Genomic DNA, 20913 nt, shown 5'->3' with positions numbered 1-20913 from the left:
GCAGCGCCCACCATGTCGCCGAGCGCCGCGGACGTCGCCGCTGGACGTCGTCCTCGGGGTACTCGACTCCCACCTGGTGCCCCTCACGTGCGCGCGTCCAGGGCAGGCAGGCGGGCCGTGGCGCTGGCCCTGGCTGGTCGGTGCCGGGCGGCCGTGACCAGCAATTCCCTAGAGTCCTCCGTCCTCGCTGGTCTGTGCCCCGCGCGCCGTGCTGGGCTATGGATCGCACACCCACCACAGGGAGAAGCCATGTGTGATGCGCGAGGTTCGGGTCTGCTACCACGGGGAAGGGCCGGTCGGCCCGACGCGGGCCCCGGCGTGGCGAGGGGATAGGCCCGACATGCTCCTCACCACCCCCTACGAGAACGGCCCGTCGAGCCCTCCCATCACCATGCTCGCCCCCGACTTCCCCTTCGCCTACGACGACTGGCTGAGCCACCCGGCGGGCCTGGGCGGCGTCCCGGCCGACGCCGAGGGAACCGAGGTCGCGATCGTCGGCGGCGGGATGGCCGGGCTGGTCGCCGCGTACGAACTGATGCGGATGGGACTGCGTCCCGTCCTCCACGAGGCGGAACGCCTGGGCGGCCGGATGCGCTCCGTCGGCTTCGACGGGTTCCCGGACGAGGTGGCCGAGTTGGGGGCCATGCGGTTCCCGCTCTCGGCCACCGCGCTCTTCCACTACGTCCGCACGCTGGGCCTGCGCACCACGCCGTTCCCCAACCCGCTCAGCCCCTGCACCCCGATGACGGTGTTGGACATCGGCGGCGCCAGCCACTGGGCCCGGACCGAGGCGGATCTGCCGCCCGTCTACCAGGAGGTCGCTGACGCCTGGGACAAGACGCTGCGCGAGCGGGCCGACATCTGGGTCATGCAGGAGGCGATACGTACCCGGGACACGGCCACGATCAAGGCGATGTGGAACCGCCTCGTGCCGCTGCTGGACGACCAGTCCTTCTACGGCTTCCTCAGCTCCACGCCCGCCTTCGCCTCCTTCCGGCTCCGCGAGCTCTTCGGGCAGGTCGGCTTCGGCACCGGCGGCTGGGACACCGACTTCCCCAACTCGATGCTGGAGATCCTCCGCGTCATCTACACCGAGGCCGACGTCGACCAGCAGATCATCGAGGGCGGCTGCGAACAGGTGCCGCTGGGCCTGTGGCGGCACGCTCCCGAGGGCCTCGCGCACTGGCCCGCCGGTACGTCGCTGGCCGCGCTCCACGAAGACCGGCCCCGGCCCGCCGTCACCGCGCTGCGCCGCGCGGGGGACCGTATCGAGGTCACCGACGCCGACGGCCGGACGCGCGGCTACCGGGCGGTGGTCTTCACCGGGCAGCACCGGCTGCTGAACAGCCGGGTCGCCTGTGACGACGCGCTGCTGCCCGGGCCGGTCCGGTCGGCGATCGAGCGCACCCACTACATGAGTTCCTCCAAGCTGTTCGCGCTCACCGACCGGCCGTTCTGGCTGGACGTCGACGCCGCTACCGGGCGGGACGTGATGGGCATGACGCTCACCGACAGGCTGCCGCGTTCGGTGTACCTCTTCGGCCGGGGTCCCGACCGACCCGGAGTGATGTGTCTGTCCTACACCTGGAACGACGACTCGCAGCGGGTTGCCGCGCTGTCCGCCGAGGAGCGGCTGGACGTCGTCCTGCGCTCGCTCGACGAGATCTATCCGGGCGTGGACATCCGGTCGCACATCATCGCGCCGCCGGTGGCCGTCAGTTGGGAGAACGAACCCTGGTTCACCGGAGCCTTCAAGGCCAACCTGCCGGGCCACTACCGCTACCAGCGCCGCCTGTTCACCCACTTCATGCAGGGTGAGCTGCCCGAGCACCAGCGGGGCTTCTTCCTGGCCGGCGACGACGTCTCCTGGACCGGCGGCTTCGCGGAGGGAGCGGTCACCACGGCGTTGAACGCCGTGTGGGGTGTCGTACGCCATCTCGGCGGCGGCTGCCACCCGGCCAACCCCGGGCCGGGGGACGCCTTCGACGCACTCGCGCCCCTCGAACTGGACGAGCTCTGACCCCGGGGCACCACGGAGAACACGAAGAACATGGAGAAGCGGTCCCGTGCGCACCGGCACACGGGACCGCTTCCGTGTCGTGAAGGGCGGGCACCGGGCCAGTCAGGCCCGGGTGACCACCGCGACCCGGTCCACGGTCGGTAGCTCCCAGCCGTACGCCACCGACCGCTGACCTCCGCGCACCCGACGGGCCTACGGCCGTACCGCCGCCGCTTCCGACGGCTGCCCGGCCCGGCCGTCACGGGCGGGCCCGGCCGGTTCCGCGGCGCCGAACAGGGCCGCGTGCAGGGGCGACTGGCGGAACGCCGATCCGCCGTAGAGCGACTCGGCCGTGACCGGGACGCGCCGTCCGTCGGCGTGCCGTACCGTTCCGGCGAACCGGTACTCCGGGTGGACCCCGTCGGCACTCAGCTCGCACGAGACGTCCAGGTCGATGACATCGCCCGGGACGAGGGAGATCGGCTCACCAGCCAGCAGCGGTACGTACACCGGCAGCCAGTTGGTCTGGGTCGCCAGCGTGTCGAGGTGCTCGCCACCGTGCCGGCCCTGCAGGTCCAGCCAGAGCAGCAGCCCGTCGACCCCGCCCGGCCGGGTCGCGGTCAGCCGCAGCTCGCCGCTCTGCCGGTGGTCGCCGTCGTTGAACCGCAGATCCTCGACATCCCCGGTGGTCGAGCGGATCGCGTCGTACCCGATCCCGCCGACGCACATCCGCAGGTCGAAGAAGCTGTCGGCCGCGCGGAAGACCGACCGCACGTACGGCACCACGCTCTCCGCCACGCCGGGGCCGTCGGGCATCAGGTCGGCGAGGCAGACCGTCGCGGCCAGCGTACGGACCCGGTGCGGCACCACCTGGGCGCCCGGTGACAGAAGCCGCTCCCGGGCATCCTCGATCACCCGGGCCATGCCCTCGGAACCGCCGATACAGCCCACCACCTCGGCGACGCACAGATCCGCCCGCTCCGCGAGCGTCACCTCGGTTGATAACCCCGGCACGACGCTGATTCGGCCCGGCGCCCGGACCCGGGCCAGTTTCTCCGCGCGGCGGGCGCTGTCCCCCAGGCTCTCGATGGCGACGACGCGGTCCGCACCGGCGTCCGCGGCACACAGCGACCAGAACAGATCGGGCCCGCAACCGATCTCCAGCACCGTGGCGCCAGGCGCCTGCCGGACGATGGCCTCCCGGAACACCTCGTTCCGGGGCTCGTCGGCGAGCATGGCCTGATAGACGAACGCGTCGTATATCGGGTATTCGCCGATTGACGGAAACAGGTGGGGTCGATCCGGGTCCAGCGCAGACCCGGTGACTCTCACCCGCGCCTCGCGATCACCGACCACCAGAGTTGCCCAATCGCTGCCCATTCGAAGCCTTTCCTCGGCCGTATTCCGCCCGGTCGCGTCGCGGGTGGAGGTCATATCCATGATGGGCTTCCGAAAATGACCGGCCAAGGGCGCGGAATGGCTCCTGAGTAAAGCCCTAGACTTCGCGGTTTCGCTGGCGGGCGCGTACGTCGGCGGTATCCGGTCGCTTGCCGAGGCGGGCCAGCCGCTCCACATGTGCGCAGCGCGCCACAACGCCCCGATGCAGAACCGAATACAGGGCGATATTCGGCCAGCCAGGCAACCATTCCACGCCAGCGGCGCCCCCGCCCCCACCGGCCCCGGGACTCACGAGTGCCGACGTAACCTTCCCGCCCCACGGGCGGGAACGGTCATCTGGCGGCGTGTCAGCGCTACGCGTACCCGCTCGGGATAACAGCCGAGAGGCCGCGGGCAAATCAGTGAGGAGTTGCCATATCAGTCGTGCGCGCGGGCGGAGTGGCGTCCATGAAAGTCAGCGGGAATACCTCGCCGGAATCCGCGTAACGGTGGAACCGGTGGACCCAGGACGGCACCTGGAGGGCGCGGACCTGGGCACGGGGCAGCGCCATGTGTACGTCGCGGGCGCCGCCCTCGGCGGCCGGGGTCGGCGCGATGTGCACGGTCCAGGGAACCACCATGGAGGTGAAGTCGTACCAGAAAGGGGTGCCCTGCCCGAAGTCGATGCTGTAGAAGGGCAGCTTCGACCAGTTGTTGATCGCGATCGTGCTGTCGAACGAGTCCAGGGCCATCGTGGTCATGACGCGCTTGATGCGCCCCGCGTCGCGTTCGGCGAGGAGAAACGCCACTTCCTCGCGGATTCTCTGCTCCGTGTTCTCGGCATGGGACGCGCGGACCGTCGCGGCGACCTCGCCGAGGGAGCGGGAGCGCAGTTCGGCCGCGGTCATCCCGGGCCGGGTGTTGGTGACGGCGTTGCCCCAGTAGTCATCCGGTACGGCTCCACCGGCGAACGAACGGAAGTCGGCGATGAGGCCGAGCCTTTCCTCGCTCGTGTCGGGGCGGTCGCGCAGCGCGCCGAGGACCTTCCACAGGTGGGCGGTCAGCGCGTCGTTGGTCGACACCCACTGCTCCGTGCCCGCGAGGTCGGCCATCGCGGTGGCCTTGATGGTGGCCAGTTCGTCCGCTGTGAAACGGGTGGTCACCGTCGTCACGCTGCCGAGGCTGCCCCGCAGGATGCGGCCCATGAAGGCGGCCTTCCGGCCTCGCTCCATGACCGTGAGATGGGCGCCGCCCGTACGGGTGTCGCCCGTGGCCGACGCGGCGAGCGCGTCGATGACTCCACGGTCGTGGCTGGGCCTGGGGTACCCGAGGCCCCGGTGCTCCCGCGCCCAGCTCTCCAGGAAGCTCATGAAGCTGGACCCGTCGGCCACCGCGTGGTTCATCGTGAGGCCCAGAATGCTGCCCCCGCCTCTCATATGGGTGAGCTTCACCGTGAAAAGCGGCGTATCGCGGTCAACCACCCAGAACGGCATGGCGTGACTGAGATGGCGCTCCAGCCCCTTTTTCGCCGTGTGGCGGGGCCCGTAGTCCGGCATGGGCACGGACGCGTGTGCCTCGACGAAGCGCACACCGGCGTCGTCGCAGAGCACGCTGAGACCGCCGTCGGAATCCCGCTTCATGCGGCCGGCGAGGATCGGGAAGTCACGCAATGTCCTGCCGAGGGAGGCGCGGAGCGCCTCGCCGTCGAGTGTCTCCCGGTAGAAGAAGACACGGGGCGTGTAGATCGTGCCGATGAGCATGTCGTAAATGCTCAGCCGTATGCGGTCACCGCTCGCCTCTCCAGCACGTACGGTGAACGTTCGCTTGGCGCGGCTCTCGGTGGCGGATGCCGTCATATTCACACGCTCTTTCGTCCGGACCGAACACGCTGTCGCGTCGACGCGTTGACCCTAACCCCCGCTCGTGAGCGGTCTCCCGGAATGGAACCGGGTTTAGGGAACCCCCCACTTCTGTCGAATTCGAACCTCCCCGGGGGACGTGAGCGTGTTACGGGGCGTCCGGCGGACCACGCGGCGGAGCCGCGTGCCGATGCCGCGGGGGCGTGGGCCCCGCGCGGGCGAAGTGGGCGGCCGGGGTGAGGGAGATAGCCGCAGGCTCGGCGGGTGACCATCGCGGCGGATGGGCGAGTACGAGCCACGCGGACTACCAGCCGAGCCAGCAGAGGACAGATCTTGTGCACCGTGTGGTGGTAAAGCCGCTGTTGGGCGGGATCTCGGAAGGTTTCCAGGTGATGCACGCTCAGCCTCGTCCGTGGCACCACACTCGATGCTGCGACCCGAACCACCCGAGGGCTGTGACCACCGTGACCCGAGGCGCCGGACTGTCCGGTGGTGCGGGGCGAGCCCGGCGTAGGAGGCGAGTGGGCGGTGCCGGAGTGAGGCGGGGACGGCTGGGAACGTTTCTGATGGATCTGCGTGGGGAAGGAGCGGCCTTCGGCGCGTGCTCTGGGTCCCCCGGCGGAGGTTGGGGGAGCGCCCGGCGTGGTCCCGCGTACTGGAAATACTTGGGTCTGTGCCCGGCGTGGCGAGTGGGGGCGTCCCCTGCTCGAAGAGTCGGGGGAGCGTGCCGGGCGTCGCGACGCCGCGGAGACCCGTCAGCAGCCCTGCCAGGTCCACCCCGGCGATGTGACATCTCGTGACAGATGAGAGGGTCAGGCAGGTGAGTGAGACACCGAAGAGCACCTTGCAATACCGGTTTGACGGGCCAGAAGACGCCCCGGTCCTGATACTGGGTGCCTCACTGGGTACCACATGGCACATGTGGGACCGCCAGGTCCCCGAGTTGAGCCGCCGCTGGCGAGTGCTGCGGTTCGACCTGCCGGGGCACGGCGGGGCCCCCGCCCACCCGGCTTCGGCCATCGGCGACCTCGCGGACCGGCTCATCGCCACGCTCGACCAGTTGGGCATCGACCAGTTCAGCTACGCGGGCTGTGCCATCGGCGGCGCCATCGGGGCCGACCTGGCGCTCAGACATCCGCACCGCGTCGCCTCGCTCGCGCTGGTCTCCTCGTCGCCGAGGTTCGGCACCGCCGACGCCTGGCGCCAACGCGGCGTCGTCATCCGCACCAACGGGCTCGACCCCATCGCCCGTACGGCGCCCGAGCGCTGGTTCACCGCCGGGTTCGCCACCGCGCAGCCCGCCATCGTCGAGTGGTCCGTACAGATGGTGCGCACCACCGATCCGGGCTGCTACATCGCCGCCTGCGAGGCGCTCGCCGCGTTCGACATCCGCTCCCAGCTCGGCCACATCGGCGTGCCCACCCTGGTCCTCGTCGGCGCCGACGACCAGGTGGCGCCGCCCGCCGATGCCCGGGTACTGGTCGCGGGCATCCCCGACGCGCGGCTCGCCCTGGTGCCCGGGACCGCCCACCTGGCCCCCGTCGAGCAGCCGTCCGCCGTCACCGACCTGCTCGTACGGCACTTCGCCAGCTCCAGCCACTCCACCCACACCACGGGCATGACCGCGATCGCCGCGGCGGCGCCCAAGCCGGTGCTCGCGCCCCCGCCCGCGCCCGTATCCGCCCCCGTGGCGCCGATCGCCGAGATAGCCCCCGCCGGGCAGCCCGCCCAGGTGCCCACGGGGGAGCCGGACCACCGGACACGGGGCACGAAGGTGCGCCGCGAGGTGCTCGGCGACGCCTACGTGGACGCGGCCGAGGCCGTCGCGGACGAGTTCAGCGCGGACTTCCAGGACTTCGTCACCCGCTACGCCTGGGGCGAGGTGTGGGCCCGCCCCGCACTCGACCGGCACGCCCGTAGCGTCGTCACCCTCACCGCGCTCACCGCGGGCGGCCACCTCGACGACCTCGCCCTGCACACCCGGGCCGCGCTGCGCAACGGCCTGACGCCCGCCGAGATCAGGGAGGTGCTGATGCACACCGCGGTCTACTGCGGGGTGCCCGCGGCGAACGCCGCGTTCGCCGTGGCGCAGCGGGTCATCCAGGAGGAGACCCGACCCGAGGGATAGCGGGAGCAGCGGGGTGGTCGAGTAGCGGCCGGCGGCCGGGCCGGCGCCGTTCCGCCCGCCGGCGGACCGATGACATCGGCTGGCACGGGCGGCGCGGCCGGAGCGCGGGGCGCCGTGCCGTGGACGCGCCGGGCGCGCGCGTAACCTGGCGCGCGAACCACGACGTGCGGCGCTCGGCGACGACACCCGGGCGGCGCGCGGGACGCGGACAGGCGGCGGCACGGCGCGACACGCGCGAAGCAGCGCGAGGAGGAGCGGTAGGTCATGCGGCTCACCAAGCAGGGGCACTCCTGCGTCCGGCTGGAGAAGGACGGCCGGACGCTGGTGATCGACCCCGGGGCGTTCAGCGAGCGGGACGCGGCGCTCGGCGCCGAGGCGATCCTGGTCACCCACGAGCACCCGGACCACTTCGACGAGGAGCGGCTGCGGGCCGCGCTCGACGCCGACCCCGCCGCCGAGGTGTGGACCCTGCGCAGCGTCGCGGAGCGGCTCTCGGCCGCCTTCCCGGGCCGGGTGCACACCGTCGGCGAGGGCGACGCCTTCCGCGCGGCCGGCTTCGACGTCGAGGTGCACGGCCAACTGCACGCCGTGATCCACCCGGACATTCCGCGCATCACCAACGTCGGGTACGTCCTGGACGGCGCGGTCTTCCACCCGGGCGACGCGCTGACGGTGCCGGACCGCCCGGTGGAGACCCTGCTGCTGCCCGTGCACGCGCCGTGGAACAAGGTCGGCGAGATCATCGACTACGTGCGCGCCGTGCGCCCGACCCGCGCCATCGACGTGCACGACGCACTCCTCACCGACCTGGCCCGCCCCGTCTACGACCGGATGCTGGGCCCGGACGGGCCGGGCGTCGCCGACGCCGACCACGGCCGGCTCGCACCGGGGCAGAGCCTGGAGCTGTGAGCCGGGCCCGCGCGGCGCGCACGGCGCGCGGTCACCGGCACCGGACCCCGGCCGCGACCGGCTCGCGGCCGGTTGTCAGTGCCGGGCGGTAGGTTTACGTACATGCGCATCGCGACCTGGAACGTCAACTCGATCACCGCCCGGCTCCCTCGGCTGTTGGCCTGGCTGGAGAGCACCGGCACGGATGTGCTGTGCATACAGGAGACCAAGTGCTCCGCCGAGCAGTTCCCCTACGACGAGCTGCGGGATCTTGGGTACGAGGTGGCGGTCAACGCCACGGGCCGGTGGAACGGGGTGGCGCTGGCCTCCCGCGTCGGCATGAGCGACGTGGTCGTCGGCCTGCCCGGCGGCCCGGACTACGAGGGCGCGCAGGAGCCCCGCGCGGTCTCGGCGACCTGCGGTCCGGTGCGCCTCTGGTCGGTGTACGTGCCCAACGGGCGCGAGATCGACCACGACCACTACGCGTACAAGCTGCGCTGGTTCGAGGCGCTGGGCGCGGCGGTCGCCGAGGACACGGTGGGCCCGCGGCCGTTCGCCGTGCTCGGGGACTTCAACGTGGCCCCCACCGACGAGGACGTCTGGGACACCGCGCCCTTCGAGGGCGCCACGCACGTCACCCCGGCCGAGCGCGCCGCGCTGGCCGCGCTGCGCGAGGCGGGCCTGACCGACGTGGTGCCCCGCCCGCTGAAGTACGACCGCCCGTACACGTACTGGGACTACCGCCAGCTCAGCTTCCCGAAGAACAAGGGCATGCGCATCGACCTGGTCTACGGCAACGCGCCGTTCGCGAAGGCGGTCACCGACGCGTACGTGGACCGTGAGGAGCGCAAGGGCAAGGGCGCGTCCGACCACGCCCCCGTCGTGGTGGACCTGGACGTCTGAGCCCGGGCGGCGGCGTCGGTGACCGGACGAAGCCGCGCGGGGCGCTGCCCGGGGCCCATCAGGGGGGTCAGGGGGTCAGCAGCCGCAGGTCGACGGAGTCGCCGAGGGCGCGCAGGCCCGCGTCGCCCGGGTGCAGGTGGTCGCCGCTGTCGTAGGCGGGCAGCAGACGCTCCGGTCGGTCCGGGTCGCGCAGTACGGCGTCGAAGTCCACCACGGCGTCGAAGGTCCCGCGGTGGTCGCGGAGGAAGGCGTTGACGGCGGCGCGCCGCGCGTCCACCTCGGGCGTGCAGCCGGGGAACCCCGCGCAGGGGGCGATGGTCGCGGCGAGCACGCGCAGCCCCCGGCCGCGGGCCCGGTCCGCGATCGCGCGCAGCCCGGCGATCACGGCGTCGGCGGAGGTGCCCGAGCGCACGTCGTTGACGCCCTCGAAGACGATCACGGTGCGGACGCCGGTCTGCGCGAGCACGTCGCGCTCCAGGCGGTGCTGGGCGCTGACCCCGCCCACGTCGCCGCTCACGCCGTCGCCGGGATAGCGGTCGGTGACGACGCGGTTCGCCGCGATGCCCTGGTTCAGCACGCCGTAGCGCGGGCCGTGCGGCCGGCTCAGCAGGCGGCGGGCCAGCACGTCGGGCCAGCGCCGGTTGGCGCCCGGCGTGGACCGCTCCCCGTCGGTGATCGAGTCGCCGAGCGCCACCACGGCACCCGGCCCGCCCGCGACGTCCACGCCGGTCAGGTAGGGCCAGGTGGTGAGCGTGCCGGTGAACGCGCCGCCGTCCCGGTCGCCCGTGTGGTCGCCGCTGCCGGCTGGGCTCAGGTACGAGCGTTGAGCGGCGTGCGCGTGCACCGGCGCGGCGTCGATCGGGCCCGGCAGGTGCAGGCTCACCAGCAGGTCGGCGCCGCGCGGCACGGTCAGCGCCACCGGGTCGCTGACCGCCTGCGCGCCGGCCGAGATCCGCGTCCCGGGTCGGCCGTCGAAGGTCAGCGGCACCGGGTCGGCCGCCGCCGCGGCGTCCGTGCCGCGCACCGCGACGCTGGCGTGCGCGAGGTCCGCCGGGACCGAGGCGAACGTGTTCGCCAGCCTGATCCTGGCGCGCGGCCCGCCGACGCTGGCGCGCACGACCAGGCGCAGCGTCTGGTCCCGCCACCCCTCGCCCGCCCCGCCGCCCCCGGCCACCGGCGGCAGGCCGGAGGTGCTCGCCGCCCAGGTGCCGCTCCAGTCGGCGGCCGGCGGGCGTACCGCCAGGGCGAACACGTGCAGGTCGGCGTCCGGTCCCGGATCGGCGGGCAGCGTGAGGGAGGCGACGGCCGCGCCGCGCGCGAGGGGCACGCTCACCGCGTACAGCCGGACCGCCTCGCGCCGCTGCCCGGCCGGCGTGTTGTGGTGCGGCAGGGCGACGGCCTTGGTGGCGAGCGGGCCGCCGCGCCAGTCGGGCGCGGTGAGCGTGTACGTGCTCCGCGAGCCGTCCCGGTAGTGGACCGTTCCGGAGCCGCCGGCGCCGGGGCCGACGCGACCCGGGCTGCTGCCGGTGACCAGGAAGGTGAGGGTGTCGCCGGTGCCGGAGAGCGCGACGTGCTGGCCGTTGGCCCGTACGTTGTCGGGGCGGCCCGGCGCCGAGCGCGGCCACTCCAACCGGGTCGCGTCCAGGGTCAGGGCGCGCCCGGGGGTCCAGCCGGCCGCCGCCAGGTCCCGGGCGGACAGGGAGTTCCCCGCGCCGTCCAGGTCGGCGGCGCCGGGGTCGGCGTCGTCGCTGGTGCCCACGTTGTCGAAGAGCCGCTCCAAGGGGACCGGGCGGCCCGCCCGGCCCGTGGCTGGGGCGCCCTCACCGACGGCGGGCGGAACGACGGCGGGAGCGGCGGTGGGCTCCGCGCGGCCAGCCGGCGCGGCGGTGGGGCCCACCGGGTCGGCCTGGCCGGGGCTCGGGAGGGCGGAGGGGGTGACGGCGGGGGAGCGGGCGGGCTGCGAGGCGGCGGGCCGAGGGCCGGCCTCGCGGGCGGGGGCGGGCGCGGCGGTCAGGGCCAGGGCCAGGGCCAGCGCGATGCCGCCCGCGAGGGCCCCGGCCGGTGAGGGGCCGCGCCGATGACCGCCGGCCGGGCCGCGCGTCGGTCCGGGCGGGAGCTGGCCACGACGGGATCTGGTGCCGAACACGCGCGTCCCCTCTCGATATCGCCGGGCGACCCGAGGGTGGTGGGGCGCCGGCGGTTGTGCCGACAGCCGCGCTGGCGGGCCGGCCGTACCAGCCCCGCCCGCCCCGTGGGACCCGGGAACTCCGGGCGGCCCAGGGGCCGGCGCGTCCCGACGGCCAAGCGCCATCCACTGCCGCGCGCCTGTGGTGCGCACCCCCCGGTCGGTGCGACGCTGAACGGTATGAACATCTCCTTCCTGGGCCCCTGGCGCAAGCGGCACGGCGCGACGGGCGAGGCACAGTCGCCGCCCACCGGGTCGGCGCGGGAAGGGCTGGCCGAACTGCTCGCGGAGTGTGAACTGCTGCGGGCCCGCGCCGAGTCGGAGAACGTCGAGCTGGACGACACCCCGGCCTCCCTCGAAGCCCTCGACCAGTTGCAGCCCCGCTGGCGGGACGACCCCGAGGAGTCGCCGTGGCTGGGCAACGACGCGGGCCTGTACCTGGGCACGGTGATCGTACGGACCGTGCCGGGCGCCCAGTGGCGACTGGACGCGGACGGCACCCCGCTGGTGGTGCTCGACAGCGGCCGGGAGATCGACGTGGCGGCGGTCGGGCTGGCCTGGGCGGAGGACGGCGCCCCCGAGCTGTCGCAGCTCTACGCCGAGGTGGACGAGGGCTGAGACCCACGGCCGAGACCCACGACCGAGTCCGCCGCCCGAACGGACGGGGGCGGGCCCGCTGGCCAGGGGAGCGGCCGGCCCTCCGGGCGGGGCCGCTCTCCGCCCGCGTCGTCGGTGAACGCCGCCCGTCGTAGCCGTCAGATGGCATCAATGGCCCACACCATGCGTGTCATCCGCCATGTCCCTTATGGGGATGTATAGGTTGCGTTGACTGCGACACGCCTGAAAGTGGGTAGGGCTGCATATGGCCGTCGATCCTCTGATCGAACTGCGCGACGTCAACAAGTACTACGGGAAGCTGCACGTACTGCGGGACATCGACCTCACCGTGGGCCGCGGGGAGGTCGTGGTCGTGATCGGCCCCTCCGGCTCCGGCAAGTCGACGCTGTGCCGGACGATCAACCGCCTGGAGAGCATCGAGTCCGGCACGATCACGCTGAGCGGCACGCCGCTACCGGCCGAGGGCAGGGCACTCGCCCAGCTCCGCGCCGAGGTCGGCATGGTCTTCCAGTCGTTCAACCTCTTCGCGCACAAGACCGTGCTGGCCAACGTGTCGCTGGCGCAGATCAAGGTCAGGAAGCGGAAGAAGGAGCAGGCCGACCAGCGCTCGCGCGAACTCCTGGAGCGGGTGGGCCTCGCGGCGCACGCCGACAAGTACCCGGCCCAGATCTCCGGCGGCCAGCAGCAGCGCGTCGCCATCGCCAGGGCGCTGGCGATGGACCCCAAGGTGATGCTCTTCGACGAGCCGACCTCCGCCCTCGACCCGGAGATGATCAACGAGGTCCTCGAGGTGATGCGGCAGCTCGCCCGGGAGGGGATGACGATGGTGGTCGTCACCCACGAGATGGGCTTCGCGCGATCGGCCGCGAACCGGGTGGTGTTCATGGCCGACGGCGCGATCGTGGAGGACCGCCCGCCCGAGGAGTTCTTCAGCGCGCCCCGCAGCGAGCGCGCCAAGGACTTCCTCTCCAAGATCCTCAAGCACTGAGCGGGCGGGCACCGACATGCGCGAGCTTCCCCCGGACCCGTCGCCGAACCAGCCCCCGTCCCCGCGCGCGACCCCGCGCCCGGCCCGGCGGCGGCGCGCGCTCGCCGTCGCCGTGCTCGCGGCCCTGGCCCTGGCCGCGGCCGGCTGCGGCAAGGAGGGCAGCCCACCGGCCAAGGGACCACGCCCCGAGGCGCTGCCGCACTACCGCGTCGTCCAGGGCTTCGACCTCCCGAAGTCCGCGACCTGGCGCAAGGCCAAGCGCCGCGGGCACCTGGTGGTCGGCGCCAAGGAGGACCAGCCGTACGTGGGCGAGAAGGACCCGGCGACCGGCCGCTACAGCGGGTTCGACATCGAGATCGCCAAGATGATGGCCGCCTCGCTCGGCTTCGACCCGCGGCGTGTCAGCTTCCGCACCGTCGCCTCCGCCAACCGCGAGACGGCGTTGCAGAACGGCCAGATCGACTACTACGTCGGCACCTACACCATCAACGACCTGCGCAAGCGCCAGGTCGGCTTCGCCGGCCCGTACTACGAGGCCGGACAGTCGCTGCTGGTGCGCGACGAGGAGGACGACATCCACGGGCCGGACGACCTGGCGGGCAGGAAGGTGTGCTCGGCCGCCGGCTCGACGCCGCTCCAGCGCATCGAGGCCGACTACCCCAAGGCCGACCCGGTCTCCTACGACGCGTACTCGATCTGTGTCGACAATCTCCTCACCTACCAGGTGGACGCGGTGACCACCGACGACACGATCCTGATGGGCTACGCCGCCAAGGTGCCCGACGAACTCAAGCTGGCGGGGCGGCCGTTCTCCAAGGAGCCGTACGGCATCGGCGTACCCAGGAGCGACAACGCGCTGCGCCTCGCGCTCGACGACGCCATCGAGGCACACCAGAAGAACGGCGACTGGAAGAAGGCGTACGACGCGACGCTCGGCCGCTCCGGCGTGCCCGCCCCGAAGCCGCCCGCCGTCGACCGCTACGCGGCGGGTTGAGGAAGGCAGCGCCATGGACGTGTTGACCGAGAACTTCTCGCTGTACGGCAAGGGCCTGCTCGGCACGGTCGAGCTGACCGGATACGCCTCGCTGCTCGCCCTGGGCCTCGGCATCGTGATGGCCGCCTTCCGGGTCGCGCCGGTCGGCTCGCTGCGGGTCTTCGGCACCGTGTGGGTGACGGTGCTCCGCAACACCCCGCTCACCCTGCTGTTCTTCGCCGTGCTGCTCGGCCTGCCGCGCTTCGGCCTGGTGCTGCCGTTCACCACCTTCGCCGTGCTCGCGCTCGGCTGCTACACCTCGGCCTTCATCTGCGAGGCGGTGCGCTCGGGCATCAACACCGTGCCGGTCGGCCAGGGCGAGGCGGCGCGGAGCCTGGGCCTGACCTTCGACCAGACGCTGGGCTCGGTGGTGATGCCGCAGGCGTTCCGCTCGGTGATCCCGCCGATCGGCTCCACGCTGATCGCACTCGCCAAGAACTCGGCCATCGCCGGGTCGTTCAGCGTCACCGAACTGCTCGGCACCTACAAGACCCTGAACGAACTCGGCTACAGCATCGTCTGGACCTTCGTCTGGATCGCCGTCGGCTACCTGATCGTGACCCTGACCATCAGCGCGGTCTTCAACGTGCTGGAAGCACGCTGGGGAGTGCCGCGATGACCCACACCGCCCTCTACGACATCCCGGGCCCACGGACCCGCCGCCGGCACCGGCTCTACGGGGTGGTCTCCACCCTCGTGATCCTGGCGCTCCTTGCCTGGTTCGGCTACCTCCTCTACGACACCGGCCAGTTCGAGGCCCAGAAGTGGCGCCCGTTCCAGTACGAGGGCATCCAGGAACTGCTGCTGCGCGGGCTCGGCAACACGCTCAAGGCGTTCGCGTACGCCGCCGTCCTCGCGCTCGCGCTCGGCGCGCTGCTCGCCGCCGGGCGGCTGTCCGACCACCGCCCGGTGCGCTGGCTCGCCACGCTCCTGGTGGAGTTCTTCCGGGCCATGCCCGTCCTGGTGATGATCTTCTTCGTCTTCGTGGCGCTCAAGGTGCAGCCGCTGCCCGCGCTGGTCACCGGGCTGACGCTGTACAACGGCTCGGTGCTCGCCGAGGTCTTCCGCACCGGCGTGAACTCGGTGGACCGAGGCCAGCGCGAGGCCGCGTACTCGCTGGGCATGCGCAAGACGCACGTCATGAGCTACGTCCTGGTGCCGCAGGGCGTGCGGGCCATGCTGCCGGCGATCATCAGTCAGCTCGTGGTGGCGCTCAAGGACACCTCGCTCGGCTTCCTCATCACCTACGAGGAGTTCCTGCACGCGGGCAAGCTCATCGCCGGCAACCTCGACTACGACCTGCCGTTCATCCCGGTGGTGTTGATCATCTCGCCGATCTACATCGGCATGTGCATGCTGCTGTCCTGGTTCGCCAACTGGGTGGCCAAGCGCCAGCGCCGCAACCCGAAGGTGGGCGCGGCGGAGGTCGCCGAGGCACAGCCGGGCACGCTGTTGCCGGGCGTGGGCGGCGGCCCGGCCCCCGGCGGCCCCGGCGGCGCCAGCGGCGGCTCCCGACCTGGCGGGTCCCGGCCCGGGAGCCCGGGGCCGGGGAGTCCTCGGCCCGGCGGCCCCCGGCCAGGAGGCGGCGGCCCGGGGGCCGGTCGGCCCTGAGCGCCGGAGGGACAGGGGACACGGGGGACGGGGGAGCCGGGGAGAGGGGCGGCCGGCGGCGCCTACTCGGCGCTCTTGGCCGCGCGGTGCCCCTTCGCCTCGCCGGGCGCGACGGCCGCCTTCGTCACGTCGGCCACGAACTCCACCACGTCAGGCCCGTACGCCTGCGAGTTGACCACCTTGAGCAGCACGCAGAACGAGCCGTCCCGCCCGCGCCCGCGCGCGAGCCGGGCGCGGTCGCGCACCAGGTGCCGCACGGCGGCCCGGTGCGTCACCGGGCGCTGGCCCGCCGCGAGGAACACCGGCCGGTCGCCGCCGCCCGCCGTGAGCCGGGCGAGCAGCACGTACTCCACCGCCCCCGGCTCCATCCGGTAGGCCGTGCCGCCGATGACGAACGTCCCCCGGTCCACGCCGTTCTCGTCGCCCATCCGCACCGTGACCCCGGGGAGCAGGTTGGCCAGGTGGGCGGCCAGCCGGCGGTGCGCGATCGGGTCGCCCACGCAGAACTCGGTGCGCGCGCCGAACCCCTGCAGCCCGGTGTCGTGCGGCGCGATCTCCGCGTGCGCCCCGCAGTTCTCCAGCACGGACGACAGCCCGAGCAGCGCGAGCGCGTCGTGCCGGGGGATGCTCCACTGGCTGGCGGCCGTGGTGTCCCGGTGCGTGACGAGCACGCACTCCGACCCCTCGGGCAGCCCGTAGAAGGCGCGCTCGCGGCCGAGTCGGCGCCGGCCGGCCGCCGCGTGCGCCAGCCAACCCAGCGTCAGGCCCACGACCAGGGCGGCGCCCGAGGCGATGAGATCGGACTCCGCGCCGCCGGGGCCGAGGGCCAGGCCGACGGACTGCCATGCCAGTGGGGTGTCAGTCATGGCCGCGCATGGTAGCCGCCGTTCGGGTACGTGTTCGAGCCCTGCGGTGGGCGCGGGCCGAGCGGAGCCGAGGGTGTGTGTCGGTGGGCGGCTTGTGCCGGGCCGTGGCCGGCGGGCGGTTCGTGCCCGGTGGTGGGGCCACGCTGATCACGCGTCAGGTGGTCGCCGTCGGGCGGGGTTCCGTGGGTTCGGGGGTGCTCAAACGTCCCCGTACGAGTGGCGTACGCCGGCGCTCGTGGGGACACGCGTACCCCGCACGTACTGTCGTCCGCTCCCGCGCGCGAGTAGGCTCCGGCCGCTGCCGCCCGCTTTCTGCTTGGAGGTCAGGATGGTCCGCCCTGCTGTGTCGCTTCGCTCGACCGCCACCGCGCCGGGACTCCCACCGCCCGCCGCCGGCCGGTCCCGGAGCGGCGGCACCCGCGCCCGCCGCTGGGCGGCGGTGGCCGCGACCGCGGCGCTGCTGACCACGCTCGGCTCCGTGCCGGCCGTCGCCGAGGGCCCGGCGACGCCGGACCGGGCGGCGGACGGCGCGCGGCCCGCGAGCCCCGCCCACACCCCGCCGGGCACGCCCGAGAAGACGCCGGTGGCCGTCGGCTACGGCGGCGCGGTCTCCAGCGTCGACCAGGACGCCTCCGCCGCCGGCATCGAGGTGCTGCGGCGCGGCGGCAACGCCGTGGACGCCGCGGTCGCCACCGCGGCGGCGCTGGGCGTCACCGAGCCGTACTCGGCGGGTGTCGGCGGCGGCGGGTACTTCGTGTACTACGACGCCAAGCGCAAGCGGGTCTCCACCATCGACGGCCGCGAGACCGCGCCGCGCAGCGCCGGCAGCGACCTGTTCCTGGAGAACGGCAAGCCGATCCCGTTCGACCAGGCCGTCACCAGCGGGCTCGGCGTCGGCACCCCCGGCACCCCGGCCACCTGGGACTCCGCGCTCGACCGCTGGGGCACCAAGTCCCTCGGCCAGGTGCTGCGCCCCGCGCAGCGGCTGGCCCGCGACGGCTTCACGGTGGACGAGACGTTCCGCTCGCAGACCGCCGACAACCAGGAGCGCTTCGCCGACTTCCCGGCCAGCGCGAAGCTGTTCCTGCCCGGCGGCAAGCTGCCCGTGGTCGGCAGCACGCTGACCAACCCGGACCTGGCCCGCACCTACGACCTGCTGGCCCGGCAGGGCGTCGACGCCCTCTACCGTGGCGAGATCGGCCGCGACATCGTCCGTACGGTGCGCACGCCCCCGGTCGCGAAGGACGCCGACCGCACGGTGCGGCCCGGCGACCTGACGCGCGCCGACCTGGGTGCGTACGCCCCCCGCTCGCAGGCCCCGAGCCGCTCCCACTACAAGGGCCTGGACCTGTACGGCATGGCCCCGTCCTCCTCGGGCGGCACCACGGTCGGCGAGGCGCTGAACATCCTGGAGAGCGCCGAACTCGGCCGGGCGGGCAAGGGCGCGCACGCCGACAGGAGCGCGGCCACCGACGGCGACCACGGGACCGCGCGGAGCGGCGGCGACGCGCGGCTGAGCGAGAAGCGGTTCCTGCACCGCTACATCGAGGCCAGCCGGATCGCCTTCGCCGACCGGGGCCGCTGGGTGGGCGACCCGGCGTTCGAGGACGTGCCGACCCGGCAGTTGCTCGGGCAGCGGTTCGCCGACGCGCGGGCCTGCCTGATCAGCGACGACAAGGCGCTGACCAGCCCGCTTCCGGCCGGCGACCCGCGCCACCCGAAGCGCTGCGACGCGTCCGGCACCGCGAGCCCCACCCCGTACGAGGGCCGGGACACCACGCACCTGACGGTCGCCGACAAGTGGGGCAACGTCGTCGCCTACACCCTGACGATCGAGCAGACCGGCGGCAGCGGCATCACGGTGCCCGGGCGCGGCTTCCTGCTCAACAACGAGCTGACCGACTTCTCCTTCGCGCCCATCACGCCGGGCGTGCACGACCCGAACCTGCCCGGGCCCGGCAAGCGGCCCCGCTCGTCGATGTCGCCGACGATCGTGTTCGAGGACGGGCGCCCGGTGGTCGCGCTCGGCTCGCCCGGCGGGGCCACCATCATCACCACGGTGCTGCAGACCCTGCTGAACCACTTCGACCGTGGCCTGCCGCTGGTGGACGCCATCGCCGCGCCGCGCGCCAGCCAGCGCAACACCGCCACCACGGAGCTGGAACCCGGCCTGTGGAACAGCCCGCTGCGGGCCGAACTCGAAGCGCTCGGGCACCGGTTCACCAAGAACCGGGAGATCGGCGCCGCCACCGCCGTCCAACGCCTGCCCGACGGGCGCTGGTTGGCCGCGGCCGAGACGAACCGGCGCGGCGGCGGCTCGGCCCAGGTGGTCTTCCCGCACGGGACGGCGCCCACCGGGCGCTGACGCCACCGGCGGCGGCGCCGGCCGACGACCCCCGGCCGGCGCCGTCCGCCCGTGACGCCCGACCGGCCCGGCCCCGCGCGCGTGCTCCGTACGCGCCGGGCGCCGGCCGGCCGCCCCGGCACCGCCCCGCGACCGCCGTACGACGTAGCCGCCCCGCACCGGGGCCGGTAGTCGCCCCGCGCCAGGGGCCACGGCGTGTCGGGCCACGCCGGACGGGGGAGTGGGGGGCACCCCGCCCGGCGCGACCCGGCGCGCGCTCGCTGTTCCTGCCACCGTCGCCCTCGCGGCCTCGTGCCGCGGCCCGTGCCCCACGGCGCGCCGGTGGCACGACGGAGGGGGAGGGATGAGGCGCCCCAACGACCGCGAACCGGCCGCCGCGGCCGATCCGGCCGGGCCCGTCGATCCGGCGGGGCTGACCGAAGTGGCCGCCCTGGCACGGTTCCTGCGCGCGCTGACCCGGGTCCTCGACGCGCACGCCGGCTGGTACGAGGTCTTCGCCGAGCGCGACCCGCGGGGGCTGGCCGACTGTCTCGACGGTCGGGAAATCCCGCCCTGGGACGTGGTCGAGGCGCTCCTGCACGACCTGGCCGCACTGCGCGGCCCGGCCACCGCGCACAGCGCCACCGAGCGGGCCCGGTGGCTGTACCGGGCCGCGACCGCCGCCTTCGACGCCAGGCCCGGCAGCCGGGCCGTACTGCGCGAGCGGTTCGCCGCCATGGCGGCCGAGGGCGACCGCGCGCGCCGCCGCCAGCGCCAACTGGTCGCCGCCGCGCACGCCGCGCGGCGCCAGCGAGGCGACGAGGCGGCCGAGCGGTACGCCGCGGACATCGCCTGGGCCTGGGACGACTGGCACCGCGCGAGCGCGCGCTGCGCCGAACTCCGGGCCCGTCTCGCCCCCGCCCCGGGCCCGGAAGAGGGCCCGGCCCCGAGCACGGCGGACCCCGCCCAGAGCCGGGGCCAGACCCCCGCCTCGGACGCGGCAGAGGGCCCGGCCCCGAGCGCGGCGGACCCCGCCCAGAGCCGGGGCCAGACCCCCGCCCCGGCCCCGATCCCCGCCCAGAGACCGGCCCCGGCCTCGTCTCCGGCCCCCGAGCCCGCGTTCGGCCCGACTCTGGCCCCGGCTCCGACTCTGACCCCGAGCCTGGCCGAGGCTCCCGCGACTGGCCCGGCCGGCGCACCGCCACCGGACGCGGGACGCGCGCCCGGGGGCCCGAACGCCCCCGTGGGGGACGTCCCCGGCCTCGCGGACGACGCCCGCGCCGCCGACCCCGCCGCCGATCCGTCCGCCGCCGGCCCGCCCGCCACGCAGTCACCCGCCACGCAGTCACCCGCCACGCAGTCACCCGCCACGCAGTCACCCGCCACGCAGTCACCCGCCACGCAGTCACCCGCCACGCAGTCACCCGCCGCCGATCCGTCCGTGGTCGGCTCGCTCGCCGAGCGGCGCGTGGTGGCCGGGGTCGCGGCGCGCGTGGCGCGGCTTCGGAGGGCCGGCAGCAGCGGCGAGGCGCACGCCGTGCTGTGCGAGAGCGCCGGGTGGCCCGCGACGCGACTTCCGTTGCTGGCGTGGGCGTTGGCGGCGGAGGGGCTCGACGCCGACGTGGCGACGCTGCTGTGGGAGGTCGCCTTCCTGCCGCCGCCCCGCCTGGCCGCCGCCCTCGCCGCGCTCGACGCGGCCGGCCGCGAGCGGGACTGCCGGCTGCTGCTGCGTCAGGGCGCCGCGCGGCCCGTCGCCGAGGTGGCACAGGTGGCCGGCGCGCTCGGCGCGTCCGGGTGCCGGCCACTGGTGGTCGCGCTGCTCGCCGCGCTGGTCCGGACGCGTGGCGGCGCGGAGGCGGCCCGGGTGGTGGCTGACGGGCGCGCCGCGCTGCTGGCCCCGCTGCTCGAAGCCGCCGGCACGGTCTCGGCGCGCCACTACCGCGACACGGTGCACGCCCTGCGCATGACGGGCGCGCACGGCCTCCCCGATATCACCTGACAGGCCCGGAATGTGATCGACTTCGTCGCTCACCGCCGATGGTCTTGCCACCGTCCGTGACGGGCCTTACGGTCGCATCCTCACGTGATCTACGCGTGTGGAGCACTGGTCCACC

The 20913-nt window shown here is 73.9% G+C and carries 16 protein-coding genes; 12 read left to right on the top strand and 4 right to left on the bottom strand.

The window, feature by feature from the left end:
• Window positions 1-340 precede the first annotated feature (340 nt).
• Together H7H31_RS05640 and H7H31_RS34545 are read left to right on the top strand one after the other, a co-directional pair.
• Window positions 341-2020, top strand: a complete 1680-nt coding sequence (locus tag H7H31_RS05640; protein ID WP_187117802.1) for a flavin monoamine oxidase family protein — start codon at window positions 341-343, stop codon at window positions 2018-2020.
• Window positions 2021-2066: 46 nt separating this feature from the next.
• Entirely contained in the window at window positions 2067-2192 is a 126-nt protein-coding gene (locus H7H31_RS34545) for a hypothetical protein (protein WP_269475438.1), read from the top strand.
• A gap of 20 nt (window positions 2193-2212) precedes the next feature.
• On the opposite strand, the gene H7H31_RS05635 is transcribed toward H7H31_RS34545, so the two are convergent.
• Both H7H31_RS05635 and H7H31_RS05630 read right to left on the bottom strand, forming a co-directional pair.
• A complete protein-coding gene (locus H7H31_RS05635; RefSeq protein WP_187117801.1) occupies window positions 2213-3379 on the bottom strand; it encodes an SAM-dependent methyltransferase in 1167 nt (388 codons plus the stop codon).
• A gap of 416 nt (window positions 3380-3795) precedes the next feature.
• Window positions 3796-5232: an acyltransferase gene (locus tag H7H31_RS05630; RefSeq protein ID WP_187117800.1), complete on the bottom strand. Its 1437-nt coding sequence runs from the start codon at window positions 5230-5232 to the stop codon at window positions 3796-3798.
• 823 nt (window positions 5233-6055) lie between these two features.
• On the opposite strand from H7H31_RS05630, the gene pcaDC reads away from it, so the two are divergent.
• The 3 genes from pcaDC (at window position 6056) to H7H31_RS05615 (ending at window position 9154) form a co-directional block, all read left to right on the top strand.
• Window positions 6056-7363 (top strand): bifunctional 3-oxoadipate enol-lactonase/4-carboxymuconolactone decarboxylase PcaDC, encoded by a 1308-nt coding sequence (gene pcaDC / locus H7H31_RS05625; protein WP_187117799.1) that lies wholly within the window; start codon window positions 6056-6058, stop codon window positions 7361-7363.
• 264 nt (window positions 7364-7627) lie between these two features.
• A complete protein-coding gene (locus H7H31_RS05620) occupies window positions 7628-8272 on the top strand; it encodes an MBL fold metallo-hydrolase (RefSeq protein WP_187117798.1) in 645 nt (214 codons plus the stop codon).
• A 102-nt stretch (window positions 8273-8374) separates the two neighbouring features.
• Window positions 8375-9154 (top strand): exodeoxyribonuclease III, encoded by a 780-nt coding sequence (locus H7H31_RS05615; protein ID WP_187117797.1) that lies wholly within the window; start codon window positions 8375-8377, stop codon window positions 9152-9154.
• A 67-nt stretch (window positions 9155-9221) separates the two neighbouring features.
• Here the strand turns inward: H7H31_RS05615 and H7H31_RS05610 are convergent, their stop codons facing one another.
• Window positions 9222-11051: an SGNH/GDSL hydrolase family protein gene (locus H7H31_RS05610; protein WP_372456046.1), complete on the bottom strand. Its 1830-nt coding sequence runs from the start codon at window positions 11049-11051 to the stop codon at window positions 9222-9224.
• A gap of 468 nt (window positions 11052-11519) precedes the next feature.
• Between H7H31_RS05610 and H7H31_RS05605 the strand changes: the two genes are divergently transcribed.
• The 5 genes from H7H31_RS05605 to H7H31_RS05585 all read left to right on the top strand — a co-directional run bounded on the left by H7H31_RS05605 (window position 11520) and on the right by H7H31_RS05585 (window position 15589).
• Window positions 11520-11957 carry a DUF6278 family protein gene (locus tag H7H31_RS05605; protein WP_187061179.1) on the top strand — a complete coding sequence of 146 codons (438 nt, stop codon included), beginning with the start codon at window positions 11520-11522 and terminating at the stop codon, window positions 11955-11957.
• A 244-nt stretch (window positions 11958-12201) separates the two neighbouring features.
• Window positions 12202-12945 (top strand): amino acid ABC transporter ATP-binding protein, encoded by a 744-nt coding sequence (locus H7H31_RS05600; RefSeq protein ID WP_187061178.1) that lies wholly within the window; start codon window positions 12202-12204, stop codon window positions 12943-12945.
• A 16-nt stretch (window positions 12946-12961) separates the two neighbouring features.
• Window positions 12962-13939: a glutamate ABC transporter substrate-binding protein gene (locus tag H7H31_RS05595; protein WP_187061177.1), complete on the top strand. Its 978-nt coding sequence runs from the start codon at window positions 12962-12964 to the stop codon at window positions 13937-13939.
• A 13-nt stretch (window positions 13940-13952) separates the two neighbouring features.
• On the top strand, window positions 13953-14597 hold the full coding sequence (locus H7H31_RS05590) for an amino acid ABC transporter permease (protein ID WP_187061176.1): 645 nt from the start codon (window positions 13953-13955) through the stop codon (window positions 14595-14597).
• Window positions 14594-15589, top strand: a complete 996-nt coding sequence (locus H7H31_RS05585) for an amino acid ABC transporter permease (protein WP_187061175.1) — start codon at window positions 14594-14596, stop codon at window positions 15587-15589. Before H7H31_RS05590 ends, H7H31_RS05585 begins: the two co-directional genes overlap by 4 nt.
• 62 nt (window positions 15590-15651) lie before the next feature.
• On the opposite strand, the gene H7H31_RS05580 is transcribed toward H7H31_RS05585, so the two are convergent.
• Window positions 15652-16455, bottom strand: coding sequence for a hypothetical protein (locus tag H7H31_RS05580; RefSeq protein ID WP_232109700.1), 804 nt, complete (start codon window positions 16453-16455; stop codon window positions 15652-15654).
• 328 nt (window positions 16456-16783) lie between these two features.
• On the opposite strand from H7H31_RS05580, the gene H7H31_RS05575 reads away from it, so the two are divergent.
• A complete protein-coding gene (locus H7H31_RS05575; RefSeq protein ID WP_187061174.1) occupies window positions 16784-18820 on the top strand; it encodes a gamma-glutamyltransferase family protein in 2037 nt (678 codons plus the stop codon).
• 343 nt (window positions 18821-19163) lie between these two features.
• Window positions 19164-20798 (top strand): hypothetical protein, encoded by a 1635-nt coding sequence (locus H7H31_RS34540; protein ID WP_187117796.1) that lies wholly within the window; start codon window positions 19164-19166, stop codon window positions 20796-20798.
• Window positions 20799-20913 lie beyond the last annotated feature (115 nt).

Origin of the sequence: Streptomyces buecherae, from assembly GCF_014295035.1 — a bacterium.
Classification (GTDB): Bacteria; Actinomycetota; Actinomycetes; order Streptomycetales; family Streptomycetaceae; genus Streptomyces; species Streptomyces youssoufiensis.
The sequence above is the reverse complement of the archived record's forward strand: the minus strand, read 5'-3'. Positions and strand labels throughout refer to the sequence as shown.

Bases quoted from the DNA above. Each gene is read 5' to 3' on its own strand.
- H7H31_RS05640 (WP_187117802.1), top strand. From the start codon at position 341: ATGCTCCTCACCACCCCCTACGAGAACGGCCCGTCGAGCCCTCCCATC.
- H7H31_RS05635 (WP_187117801.1), bottom strand. From the start codon at position 3,379: ATGGGCAGCGATTGGGCAACTCTGGTGGTCGGTGATCGCGAGGCGCGG.
- H7H31_RS05630 (WP_187117800.1), bottom strand. From the start codon at position 5,232: ATGACGGCATCCGCCACCGAGAGCCGCGCCAAGCGAACGTTCACCGTA.
- H7H31_RS05620 (WP_187117798.1), top strand. From the start codon at position 7,628: ATGCGGCTCACCAAGCAGGGGCACTCCTGCGTCCGGCTGGAGAAGGAC.
- H7H31_RS05615 (WP_187117797.1), top strand. From the start codon at position 8,375: ATGCGCATCGCGACCTGGAACGTCAACTCGATCACCGCCCGGCTCCCT.
- H7H31_RS05605 (WP_187061179.1), top strand. From the start codon at position 11,520: ATGAACATCTCCTTCCTGGGCCCCTGGCGCAAGCGGCACGGCGCGACG.
- H7H31_RS05600 (WP_187061178.1), top strand. From the start codon at position 12,202: ATGGCCGTCGATCCTCTGATCGAACTGCGCGACGTCAACAAGTACTAC.
- H7H31_RS05595 (WP_187061177.1), top strand. From the start codon at position 12,962: ATGCGCGAGCTTCCCCCGGACCCGTCGCCGAACCAGCCCCCGTCCCCG.
- H7H31_RS05590 (WP_187061176.1), top strand. From the start codon at position 13,953: ATGGACGTGTTGACCGAGAACTTCTCGCTGTACGGCAAGGGCCTGCTC.
- H7H31_RS05585 (WP_187061175.1), top strand. From the start codon at position 14,594: ATGACCCACACCGCCCTCTACGACATCCCGGGCCCACGGACCCGCCGC.
- H7H31_RS05580 (WP_232109700.1), bottom strand. From the start codon at position 16,455: ATGACTGACACCCCACTGGCATGGCAGTCCGTCGGCCTGGCCCTCGGC.
- H7H31_RS05575 (WP_187061174.1), top strand. From the start codon at position 16,784: ATGGTCCGCCCTGCTGTGTCGCTTCGCTCGACCGCCACCGCGCCGGGA.
- H7H31_RS34540 (WP_187117796.1), top strand. From the start codon at position 19,164: ATGAGGCGCCCCAACGACCGCGAACCGGCCGCCGCGGCCGATCCGGCC.